The organism is Acinetobacter sp. 22301 (assembly GCF_052045285.1).
Classification (GTDB): domain Bacteria; phylum Pseudomonadota; class Gammaproteobacteria; order Pseudomonadales; family Moraxellaceae; genus Acinetobacter; species Acinetobacter pittii.
In genome coordinates this window covers 20,146-31,832 of sequence record NZ_JBQEOR010000012.1, presented here as the reverse complement: position 1 = coordinate 31,832, position 11,687 = coordinate 20,146, and the positions used below count along the sequence as shown (strand labels likewise).

Annotated in this window: 11 protein-coding genes and 1 tRNA gene; 10 read left to right on the top strand and 2 right to left on the bottom strand. The window is 40.9% G+C overall.

Annotation, left to right across the window (positions count from 1 at the left end):
- Positions 1 to 83 precede the first annotated feature (83 nt).
- Positions 84 to 159 (bottom strand) — tRNA-Gly (locus ACTJJH_RS15520).
- Between the two features lie 63 nt (positions 160 to 222).
- A complete protein-coding gene (gene cysS, locus ACTJJH_RS15515) occupies positions 223 to 1,644 on the bottom strand; it encodes a cysteine--tRNA ligase (RefSeq protein WP_440601387.1) in 1,422 nt (473 codons plus the stop codon).
- 213 nt (positions 1,645 to 1,857) lie between these two features.
- Between cysS and ACTJJH_RS15510 the strand changes: the two genes are divergently transcribed.
- The 10 genes from ACTJJH_RS15510 to ACTJJH_RS15465 all read left to right on the top strand — a co-directional run bounded on the left by ACTJJH_RS15510 (position 1,858) and on the right by ACTJJH_RS15465 (position 11,607).
- Positions 1,858 to 2,835: a KpsF/GutQ family sugar-phosphate isomerase gene (locus tag ACTJJH_RS15510; protein ID WP_002122342.1), complete on the top strand. Its 978-nt coding sequence runs from the start codon at positions 1,858 to 1,860 to the stop codon at positions 2,833 to 2,835.
- A gap of 3 nt (positions 2,836 to 2,838) precedes the next feature.
- Positions 2,839 to 3,378: a KdsC family phosphatase gene (locus ACTJJH_RS15505; protein WP_002122322.1), complete on the top strand. Its 540-nt coding sequence runs from the start codon at positions 2,839 to 2,841 to the stop codon at positions 3,376 to 3,378.
- A 37-nt stretch (positions 3,379 to 3,415) separates the two neighbouring features.
- Positions 3,416 to 3,964 (top strand): LPS export ABC transporter periplasmic protein LptC, encoded by a 549-nt coding sequence (gene lptC / locus ACTJJH_RS15500; RefSeq protein ID WP_005070181.1) that lies wholly within the window; start codon positions 3,416 to 3,418, stop codon positions 3,962 to 3,964.
- Positions 3,948 to 4,496: a lipopolysaccharide transport periplasmic protein LptA gene (lptA, locus tag ACTJJH_RS15495; RefSeq protein WP_440601386.1), complete on the top strand. Its 549-nt coding sequence runs from the start codon at positions 3,948 to 3,950 to the stop codon at positions 4,494 to 4,496. The genes lptC and lptA overlap by 17 nt, the downstream gene beginning before the upstream one ends.
- A complete protein-coding gene (lptB, locus tag ACTJJH_RS15490) occupies positions 4,496 to 5,239 on the top strand; it encodes an LPS export ABC transporter ATP-binding protein (protein ID WP_002122331.1) in 744 nt (247 codons plus the stop codon). Before lptA ends, lptB begins: the two co-directional genes overlap by 1 nt.
- Before the next feature lie 274 nt (positions 5,240 to 5,513).
- Complete coding sequence (locus tag ACTJJH_RS15485) at positions 5,514 to 6,980, top strand: TolC family protein (RefSeq protein ID WP_017481420.1); 1,467 nt, start codon at positions 5,514 to 5,516, stop codon at positions 6,978 to 6,980.
- Positions 6,977 to 9,118: a type I secretion system permease/ATPase gene (locus ACTJJH_RS15480; protein ID WP_032070621.1), complete on the top strand. Its 2,142-nt coding sequence runs from the start codon at positions 6,977 to 6,979 to the stop codon at positions 9,116 to 9,118. Before ACTJJH_RS15485 ends, ACTJJH_RS15480 begins: the two co-directional genes overlap by 4 nt.
- Positions 9,115 to 10,311, top strand: coding sequence for an HlyD family efflux transporter periplasmic adaptor subunit (locus tag ACTJJH_RS15475; RefSeq protein ID WP_262447727.1), 1,197 nt, complete (start codon positions 9,115 to 9,117; stop codon positions 10,309 to 10,311). Before ACTJJH_RS15480 ends, ACTJJH_RS15475 begins: the two co-directional genes overlap by 4 nt.
- Positions 10,312 to 10,403: 92 nt before the next feature.
- Positions 10,404 to 11,003 (top strand): IMPACT family protein, encoded by a 600-nt coding sequence (locus tag ACTJJH_RS15470; RefSeq protein ID WP_373883192.1) that lies wholly within the window; start codon positions 10,404 to 10,406, stop codon positions 11,001 to 11,003.
- Positions 10,996 to 11,607, top strand: a complete 612-nt coding sequence (locus ACTJJH_RS15465; protein WP_233731917.1) for an acyltransferase — start codon at positions 10,996 to 10,998, stop codon at positions 11,605 to 11,607. Before ACTJJH_RS15470 ends, ACTJJH_RS15465 begins: the two co-directional genes overlap by 8 nt.
- Positions 11,608 to 11,687: the final 80 nt, after the last annotated feature.

Below are 11,687 nucleotides of genomic sequence, written 5' to 3'. Positions count from 1 at the left end.
CAAAGCTGACCGATCGGCAATAAAAAACAGGCCACATAACTAGTTAAAGTTATGCAGCCTATTGATTTTAATACATAAAATCTTGGAGCGGGAAACGAGACTCGAACTCGCGACCCCAACCTTGGCAAGGTTATGCTCTACCAACTGAGCTATTCCCGCAATGTGAGCACATTATAGAGTGTTTCATTAAAGTGTCAACACTCTTGTGATCTAATTGAACGTTTAATCAGCACGACGCCAAACTGTACCTTGGCGAGTGTCTTCAAGTACCACACCTTGGTCGAGTAAAGACTGACGAATACCGTCTGCTTTAGCAAAGTCTTTTGCTTTTTTCGCATCAACACGTTGTTGAATAAAATCTTCAATTTCAGCATCAGACAAAGCAAGCGCTTCTTGTCCAATATCTGATTTTAAGAAATCATCTACATTGTGTTGTACTAAACCTAAAATGTTGGTGAGGTGACGTAAAGTTGAATAAAGCACAGTCGCTTGGTCAGCTTGCTCTTCTTTTACAGCACGATTTAACTCTTTATTGAGTTCAAACAATACAGCCATTGCTTCGGCTGTGTTGAAGTCATCACGCATTGCATTGTTAAAGCGTTCAATAAAGCTTTGATCAAGCGTTTCAGTTGTCGTTTGACCATACACTTGTTGGTAAGCTTTAAATGAATGGTAGAAGCGAGTTAAAGAAGTTTTCGCTTCTTTAAGTGCTACATCAGAGAAGTTCACAGGACTACGATAGTGTGAAGATACAATAAAGTAGCGGATCACTTCAGGGTGGAATTTCTCCATCACGTCACGAATCGTAAAGAAGTTGCCTAAAGATTTAGACATCTTTTCGCCGTCAACGTTAATGAAGCCAACATGCATCCAGTAGTTTACATATTGCTCACCAGTCGAAGCTTCACTTTGCGCAATTTCATTTTCATGGTGTGGGAACATTAAATCTGAACCACCACCATGAATATCAAAGTGATTGCCTAAGCAGCAAGTCGACATTGCAGAACATTCAATGTGCCAACCCGGACGGCCATTACCCCAAGGAGACGCCCAAGATGGTTCATTTTCTTTGGCATGTTTCCAAAGTACAAAGTCAAAAGGATGTTTCTTTTCAACTTCTACATCAACACGCTCACTTGCGCCAGCTTGCATATCATCAAGCTTACGACCAGAGAGGCGACCATATTTTTCAAATTTGGTCACTTCAAAATAAACATCGCCGTTTGAAGCAGGGTAAGCAGCGCCTTTATTCACCAAATTGCCAATCATATTTTGCATCTGGTCGATATATTCAGTCGCTTTAGGTGCTTCATCAGGAGCTAAACAGCCTAGGTTCGCTGCATCTTCATTCATTGCATCGATGAAACGAGTGGTGAGTTGTTGGATTGTTTCACCATTCTCATTCGCACGTTTGATGATTTTGTCGTCAATGTCGGTAATGTTGCGAATGTAGCGAACATTCCAGCCCTGACTACGTAAGAAACGAATAATGTAGTCAAATGCAACCATAACTCGAGCATGCCCGATATGACAGTAGTCGTAAACGGTCATACCGCAGACGTACATATCGATGTGACCTTCTTTGCGAGGTACAAATTCAACTTTTTTTCGTTGCTCAGAGTTATATAAAACAAACGGTTGCATAAGGGTTTTCAAACACTCAACAAAAACAGTGTTACATCATAACTGATGCATCATTTTTCACAAAGGTTTATGCAAGAATTTTATAAGCTTGTGAAATCTTATACATTTAAAAACGTGTAGATGATTGAGTTATGTTAGAATGCCCCCAAATCTTTTGATTAAAATCACCGATCTTCACAAGAGATCAGATCAATTATTTTGAGTCAAACTCGTATGCCCAATCCTACAGATTTCCAAAGCAGCGCATTAGCAACATTGCGTATTGAGCAACAAGCCTTAGACGTGTTAGCAACACAAATTGGTGACAGTTTTAACCGAGCTTGTGAAATATTGTTACAGTGTAAAGGTCGTGTTGTGATCACTGGCATGGGTAAGTCAGGGCATATTGGCCGTAAAATGGCTGCAACTTTTGCCTCAACTGGTACACCATCTTTCTTTATGCATCCGGGCGAAGCTGGACATGGCGATTTGGGAATGCTGGTTCGTGGTGATGTTTTAATTGCGATTTCCAATTCTGGAAAAAGTGATGAAATCATGATGTTGATGCCACTCATCAAACATCTTGGCGTTCCTCTTATTACCATTAGCCGTGATGATAAAGGCCCAATGCCGCAAAACGCAGATATCGCTTTAACTTTAGGCGAGTCTGACGAGGCATGTCCATTAGGTTTAGCACCTACGTCGAGTACTACAGCAACTTTAGTATTGGGTGATGCACTGGCTGTTGCTTTACTTGAAGCGCGTGGTTTTACTGCAGATGATTTTGCTCGTTCGCATCCAGCAGGTGCGTTGGGTAAACGCTTACTTTTACATGTAAAACATCTGATGCATACAGGCGATGAACTGCCAAAAGTTTCACCAGATACACCAATGAATCAAGTGCTTTATGAAATTTCTAATAAACGTTTAGGCTTGACGACAATTGTAGATGAACAAGAACATTTGCTTGGTATTTTCACCGATGGTGACTTGCGCCGTTTAATTGATAAACAGCAAGGTTTTGATGTGAATTTGCCTGTTTCAGAAGTGATGACAAAAAAACCATCAACGATTTCTCAAGAAGCACGTGCGGTAGAAGCTCTACAACAGCTGAACCTGAAAAAAATTAGTCAGTTTGTGGTGGTAGATGACCAAAACAAAGTGATTGGTGTAATTAGTATGCATGACCTTATTCAGGCAGGGGTAAATTAATCAATGGCATCTTATGCATTGTTAGAACAAGCACGTCATTTACAGGCATTGGTTCTGGATGTTGATGGTATTCTGAGTGATGGCTTCGTAACCTTAACCAATAGTGGCGATGAAATTAAATCATTCGATATTCGTGATGGTTTAGGAATGAAGCTTGCGCAGCAAGCAGGCATGAAAGTTATCATTATTACTGGCCGAAAAAGTAATATTGTTGAAAAACGTATGTCTGATTTAGGTGTGGACCTCGTTTTTCAAGGCCGTGAAGACAAAGGCTCAGCACTTCGTGAAGCATGTGCGCAGTTTAATATTTTGCCGTCTGATTGCTTATATATGGGCGATGATTGGCCTGATTTATCTGCTTTTGCAATCGCAGGTATGAGTGTTACTGTGCCAAATGGTCACGAAGAAGTACGTCGCCGGGCGCATTTGGTTACGCAATCGATGGGTGGGCGTGGTGCTGTTCGTGAAGTCTGTGATATGTTGCTGATCGCAAAAGGCATTTACCAAGAACTTCTTGAAAAATATCTTGCAGTACCGCATTAATAATAAGATTACTTAAAAAGGTAGGCTATTCCTGCTCATGGATACCAGAGTTTTATCAATTGTTGCTGTAGTGGTTGCTGCTATAAGTGGTGGTTACTACTACTATAGTGGCAAGGCAAAAAAACTAGACATTGGTTCTGCGAAGAATATGACATATTCAGCGCAGGGCGTCCATTTGACTCAAACTGATGATCAGGGCAATTTGTATATCCGTGCTGAAGTTCGTCAGCTTGAACAGGATATGCAACAAAAAACATCAAAGTTGGATCAACTTAATGCCTCGATGTATAAAGATGGCAAAGTTGATGCGACGTTCTTTGCAAAACAAGCAAATGGCTACGATGATAACCGTAAAGTTATTTTATCGGGTGATGTGGTCGCCACTAAACTGGCGCCACAAGGGAAGATTGAATTCCAAACTGATGAGTTAACTGGATATCCAAAAACCAGAGAAATTGAAACCGATCACCAAGTGGTTGTTCAATCTCCGCAAGCCGAGTTTGTCAGCAAAGGGTTAAAAGCTAATTTGAATAATGGTCAGTACGAATTTTTTAATATTCGAGGAAAGTATGCACCAAAGTCTTAATTTAAAACGTTCTTCAGCTTTCCTAAAACAAGCTGCGGTAATTACATTCGTTGCTTTATCATCTGCTTCGACTTTTGCTTTACCGTCTGACCGTAATCAACAAATTTCGTTAGTGGCAGACCGCGCAACTTATAATGAGAAAACGGGTTTAACGACTTATACGGGTAATGTTGTGATTGAGCAAGGTACGATGAAGCTTCAAGCCGACTCAATAGTTGCTACGCTAAACTCTAAACGTGAAATTCAAACGATTACTGCCAAAGGTAGACCGTCTAAATTCCAACAGCAAATTAGTGCTGACAAAGGCGTTGCACGAGGCGAGGGTCAAACCATTGTTTATAATGCAGATACAGGCATTATTACTTTGACTGGTGGTGCATATCTATATCAAGATGGTTCAAGCATCCGTGGTAACTCATTAAAATATAGTATGAACAAAGGTGATGTTGAAGCTCAAGGTTCATCATCAAACCGCGTTCAAATTATTATTCCGCCATCAAATTCAAAAAGTTTCCCAGGAGCGCGTGACTAATGCAACAAGCTCTTCAACCCCAAACTTTGTGTATTAAACACTTAGCAAAAAACTATAGTAAACGTTGGGTCGTCAAAGACGTATCTTTTAGTATGCAAAGTGGACAGATTGTTGGTTTGCTTGGCCCTAACGGTGCAGGAAAAACAACAAGCTTCTATATGGTTGTTGGGCTAGTGCGTATGGACAAAGGTGAAATTCACCTTGATGATCTTGATATGTCCGATTTGGCAATGCATGAACGGGCACGTAAGGGAATTGGATATCTTCCGCAAGAAGCTTCTATTTTTAGAAAGCTCACAATTGCTGAAAATATTATGTCTATTTTAGAAACACGCAAAGACTTAAATAAGCAGCAGCGCCAACAACGTCTTACTGAATTATTGAATGACTTTAAAATCAGTCATATTAAAGATTCATTAGGAATGAGTGTGTCTGGTGGTGAGCGTCGCCGTGCTGAAATTGCACGTGCATTGGCTGCTGATCCTAAGTTTATGTTACTTGATGAACCGTTTGCCGGTGTCGATCCAATTTCGGTGGGTGATATTAAAGATATTATCCAGACCTTAAAAGATCGTGGTATTGGTGTGCTTATCACAGACCACAACGTACGTGAAACTTTGGCGATCTGTGAACGCGCGTATATTGTGAGCGAAGGTGCGGTAATTGCAGAAGGCACTCCACAAGAAATTCTGGATAACGAACAGGTACGTAAAGTCTACTTAGGTGACGATTTTACAGTTTAAATAAAAAAGTTAATCTATTTGGCTAAAAAGAGGTCAATGCTTCTTTTTAGCTTTTTTATATTTAATTATTAAAAAACAATAAATTACACGGCTCACTTGATGAAAAAATAATGTGTGAATTATTCCTGCATTTATGCTTCTTTATGCAAAAAAATATGTAGAATGTAAAAGCTTTTAAACGATAACAAACAAGATCAACAAGACAAGCATGATTGGATATAACCAGAGAAGAGTAAAAAGGACATGTAAAAAGCCAGCTTTCCTGAAAGGGTTGATGCTTTTAACTTCACTGCATGTACCTATGGTGATATATGCCGCTAAACCAAGTGAGCAATATCACACATTAAAAGACAACTTATCACAACTTTTTGCCCCTAAAAGTAGTGATGAATTTAAAGTCGCTAAGATGCAAGAGTTGAGTAATTTTAGGCTAGATCGTTCTAGAGTGCAGGAGTTTCCGACTGTTCAACTCAATGATAGAGCAGCTTCATCTTATTCAAATTTGCCATCAAGGAAAATGACTCTGCAGGAAGCGGTGAAAATCGCCATCCAGCGTAACCCTGATATTTCCCAAGCTATTTCAACTTTAGCTGGCCAAAACGCTGGTATTGATGTTGCGAAGGCAGGTTATTATCCTCAAATTTCAGGTGGTATTACCACAGGTGACTTGAGTAGTGGCGAGCGTGGTCGGCAGTTATTGACTTTAAACGCAACTCAAATGCTTTATGATTTTGGTAAAGTCAAATCAGGTGTATCGGTTGAGAAGGCCAAACTCCAAGTCGAACAGGCGAATGTGTTGGTCAGTATTGATGATATTGCACTTGATGTGGCTCAGTCGATTATCAATATTCAGCGCTATCTCCAATTAAATAAAATTGCCGAGCAGCAAATTGCGGGTATTCAGCGAATTCAGGAAATCGCTAATTTACGTGCAAATGCTGGTATTAGTAGTCAGGCTGACCCGATCCAAGCTCAGTCTTATTTACAAGCTGCTCAATCTGGTCTGATTGCACAGCAATCTTTATTACGTCAGTACCAACAACATTTAAGAACATTATTGGGTGCTGATGTTTCGCGTACAGGTTGGATTATTTCAGATGATTTGGTGAAAGTATCTGATTTATATGGCGAACCTGAGTTTAATACCATTCCAAAAATGATCGCTGCACAAGCGGGCATTGAAGTGGCTAAAGCTCAAAAGGAACAGACCCGTTTAACACGTTATCCAACTTTGGCAGTGAAAGGCTCGGTGAGTCAGGCCATTAATGGAAAAAACCCAAACAATGATGAAGACGACGGTTTATATAGTTCCATCATGCTTGAAGCCACCAGTCAGTTTTATCAAGGTGGGGCAGTCTCCTCTCAGGTAAAAATGGCAAGTTATGCAGAAGAAGCCGCTAAATCTAAAGTGAACTCTGTGTATCTGGATGTGCTCGATCAGATCAGAACCAGCCGTGAACAAATTGAAAATAAACAACGTCAAATGCAGGTTTTAGCCAACCGCCAAGCGACGACAGTTCGTACACGCGAACTTTATCAAGAGCAGTACAAACTCGGTACCCGTTCATTGGTTGACTTATTGAATGCTGAACAAGCCATTCATAGCGCCAATTCAGAACTTGAAACTGCACGTTATGACATCTACAGCAGTATTGTTCAGTACATTGCAGCAACAGGACGTTCCCGCCAAGCTTATGACTTAAATAATATTTCAATTCAGGGGTTCGAAGTACAACCATGATGACAAAAATAAACTACCAGCCCTGGTTACAGGCGGTCTTAACGATTGCTAAACATTATAGAATTGAGCCTTCAGAAGAAAGAATTCGTTTACAACTTGACTGGAACCAAAATCAAAACCTTGATGATGTTTTGCAGTTAATGACCCGTCAGGTTGGACTCAATTTACGTAAAGTACCTTTTTCATTAGATTTACTTAACCCATGGCGTTTACCGGTCATGGTCGAGTTTAATGACGGACAAGTTGGTGTAATTGATAAGGCCGATACTCAAGGAAATGTCAGTATCCAGTTTAGTGGAGATCACGGCCTTTCCCAAAATTTAAGCTTAGATGTCTTAAAAACAACAATTAAGAATGTCTACATCCTACGTCCTGAAACGTCTATTCCCGATGCGCGTATTGACGAATATATCAAACCATACGAAGCAAGCTGGTTCTGGTCGATTGTTTTAAGAGACTGGAAACGCTACGTTGACATTATGTTTGCCTCACTGATTGCCAATGTGTTGGCACTGGCAACCATTATTTTCTCAATGCAAGTGTATGACCGTGTTGTTCCATCTCAGTCTATCCCGACCCTATGGGTATTGGCAGGCGGTGTACTGATTGCAGCACTTTTTGAATTTACCTTACGTATATCACGGGTATATTTATCCGATATTATTGGTAAACGTGCTGACTTGCGGGTGTCTGACCGTGTATTTGGTCATGCCTTACGCATCAAAAATAAAGACCGTTCAAAGTCTACCGGTAGTTTTATTTCCCAAATTCGTGAGCTCGAAGGTGTGCGTGAACTGGTGACTTCAACCACCATTAGTGCAATTGCCGATTTCCCATTCTTTTTCCTGTTCCTGATCATTTTTGCGATTATCGGTGGGAAACTGTTTTGGGTGATGCTGCTAGTTGTGCCACTTATGCTTTTGCCGGGTATTCTGGCACAGAAGAAGTTAGCGCAACTCGCACAAGAGGGCATGAGAGAGTCTTCAATCCGTAACGCTATTCTTGTTGAAGCGGTGCAAGGCATTGAAGACATTAAGCTATTACGTGCTGAGTCTCGCTTTCAGAACCAGTGGAACCACATGAACGAAGTTTCAGCCGATATCGGGATGAGACAGCGTAAAATTGTCGGTACCTTAATGGCATGGACTCAAATGCTTCAAGGTTTGACCTATGCAATTGTGGTGTTGGTAGGATGTTTTGCCGTAATGGACGGTGAAATGACCACAGGTGCGTTAGTGGCTTGTTCAATTTTATCTTCACGTATGTTGGCACCGATTGCACAGATTACAGGTGTTTTAGGTCGTTTACAGCAAGCAAAAGTTGCCAAACAAAGCCTTGATGAGCTCATGCAACGCCCGATTGATCAGGCTGACCGTTCGCATCTGGTACACAAAGCAGTTTTAAATGGCGATTACGAATTAAAAAATGTCTTATTCCAATATGGAGAAGAAGACCCGAAACCAAGTTTGGCAATCCGTCATTTAAAAATTCGTGCTGGTGAAAAAATTGCCATATTGGGACGTAATGGTGCAGGTAAATCGACACTGCTCCAGCTTCTATCTGGTATGCAAGTTCCAACTCAAGGCGCGGTACATTTAGATGGTCTCGATCTTTCATTAATTGATCCGTCTGATGTACGTCGTGATATGGGCTTACTTAACCAGAATGCGCATCTTTTCTACGGTACGATTCGTGAAAACCTCACTTTAGGCGCGCCGCTTGCAACGGATGAAGAGATTCTTCGTGCATTAGTAGTGACGGGTGCATTACCTTTTGTTCAAGAGAAAAAAGAAGGGCTAGATCACCTGATTTTAGAAGGTGGTGTTGGTTTCTCTGGTGGTCAGAAACAAGCATTGTTACTGGCTCGTTTGTTGATTCGTCAACCTAACATTTTATTGTTAGACGAACCGACAGCAGCAATTGATGACGTGGCAGAGAAACAACTGATTGATCATTTAAAAGGTTGGCTAGCACATCGTACTTTGGTCGTTGCGACCCACCGCCGTGCTGTTTTAGAACTGGTGGACCGTATTATTGTCGTGAACGAAGGCAAAATCGTGATGGACGGTCCAAGAGATCAGGTCCTTAATCAATCAACAGCCCAACAAAAACAAGTGAGCCAAGGGGGTAATTCATGAGCGAACCACAACAAGAACAACAACTCACCCGTTCAATGAATGTCTCTTATAGTGAGCCACCCTTACCACGTGCCAGTTTAGTGATCTGGATTGTGGGCATTGGCTTGGTTATTTTCTTTATCTGGGCGTGGGTATTTAAACTTGAAGAAGTTTCTACCGGTACAGGTAAAGTCATTCCATCTTCTAAAGAACAGGTCATCCAGTCTTTAGAAGGCGGTATTTTAACCAAGCTGAATGTACAAGAAGGTGACATCGTTCAAAAAGGCGAAATTCTTGCACAGCTTGATCCAACCCGTTTTGCATCAAATGTTGGTGAATCAAAATCTTTACTGATCTCTGCTCAAGCGACAGCAGCGCGTTTGCGTGCGGAAGTAAACGGCACACCTTTGGTTTTTCCTGAAATTGTGATGAAAGAACCAAAGTTAGTACAAGAAGAAACTGCATTATATCGCTCGCGTCGTGCTGATCTTGAACAAACGCTTGCAGGTTTAAGACAGGCGTTGCAACTTGTGCAACAAGAACTGGCGATGACAGAACCGCTGGTGGCTAAAGGTGCAGCAAGTGAGGTCGAGGTTTTACGTTTACGTCGTGAAGCAAATGATTTGCAAAACAAAATGAATGATGCGCAGAACCAGTACTATGTGAAAGCGCGTGAAGAGTTATCTAAAGCGAATACGGATAGCGAAACGCAACAACAAATTGTACTGGGTCGTAGTGACAGTTTAGACCGTGCAGTGTTCAGAGCACCGGTACGTGGTGTCGTCAAAGAAATTGCAGTCACTACTCGTGGTGGTGTTGTTCCACAAAACGGTAAATTGATGACGATTGTACCGATTGATGAACAACTACTGATTGAAGCGCGTATTTTACCGCGCGACATTGCCTTTATTCGTCCAGGACAAGAAGCACTGGTTAAGATTACCGCCTATGATTACTCAATTTATGGTGGTTTAAAAGGTAAGGTTGCGGTTATTTCACCCGACACAATTCGTGATGAAGTGAAACAGGACCAATTCTATTATCGTGTTTATATCCGCACTGATTCCGACAAGCTTTACAATAAAGAAGGTAAAGCGTTTGGTATTACACCGGGTATGGTGGCAACAGTAGATATCCGTACTGGTCAAAAAACAGTACTTGATTACTTACTTAAACCATTTAATAAAGCCAAAGAAGCGTTACGAGAAAGATAATAAAAAAGCCCCGAGATTCGGGGCTTTTTTTATAGGTTTGATTCTATTAAATTCACGTTATAATTTGATTTTTATTATGCTTTATCTTATTTATGGCTTTTACGATTGCATCACAGATTACATTTGAAGAAGAAATTAAAAAAAGTAGATTTCAGGCGATTGCTGCGCCAGTAGAAAATGAACAGCAGGTTAAAGAATTTTTAGAACTGAACAAGGATATCTCGACCACTCACCAATGTTGGGCTTGGAAAATTGGGCATAACGTACGCTTTAACGATGATGGTGAACCGTCAGGAACAGCAGGCCGTCCAATCTTGGCGACTATTGAAGGGAATGACCTGACGAATATTATTGTGATGGTTAACCGCTGGTATGGCGGTATAAAACTGGGAACGGGTGGCCTTGTTAGAGCATACGGTGGCTGTGCTGGACAATGTTTATTATTGGCTGAACGTATTGAACTGATTGCAAAGAAGACGATTCACTTTTCTTGTCATTTTAATGAGTGGGCGATATTTCAATATGAATTGACTCAACAACAGATTGAATATCAGGAAACCTACACGGCAACAGGTGTAGATATCGAAGCGAGACTACAGATACATCAAATTGAACCGCTTGCCTTAAAACTCAGAGACGTAACACGCGGTCGTGAAGAATTAAAAATTGAAGAGGAATTAACTGATGACTGATTCCTTATTGAAATATCGTGAGCAACATAAGCACCGCTTAAACTATATGCCGTGGTTATATTGGACTCTAAAACCTAAAAACCGTGCTTGGGCTGAAGAGTGGCAAAAGGAATATCAAGCTTATTTAATGGATATGGAAACCGTTGAGATTGGTGAAAACTGTTTTATTTCACCCTTAGCACACATATTTGCTGAGCCGGGACGCAAAATTATTATCGGTGATAATAGTTTTATTGCGGCTGATTGCACATTGCATGGACCGCTGGAAATCGGCAATGAAGTCGCGATTAACCATCATTGTATTTTAGATGGTGGGCGAGCGGGCATAAAGTTGCATAACCAAGTCCGAATTGCAGCATATTGTCACTTATATGCATTTGACCACGGGATGCAGTTAGACCGTCCGCTTTACCAACAGCCTGTCACTTCTAAAGGAATTGAAATTGAGCAGGACGTTTGGTTGGGTGCGCATGTGGGGATCAAAGACGGTATTAAAATCGGTAAACATGCTGTGGTCGGGATGAATAGTATGGTGACTAAAGATGTTGAGCCGTACCATATTGTGGGCGGAAATCCAGCAAAATTTATTCGTTTAAGAGAATAATGCAGTCTTAAGAATGTAATAAAATGTTTGATCTTTAAACAAAAAAGTTGATTTTTATACATAAACCTTAACATACCAAT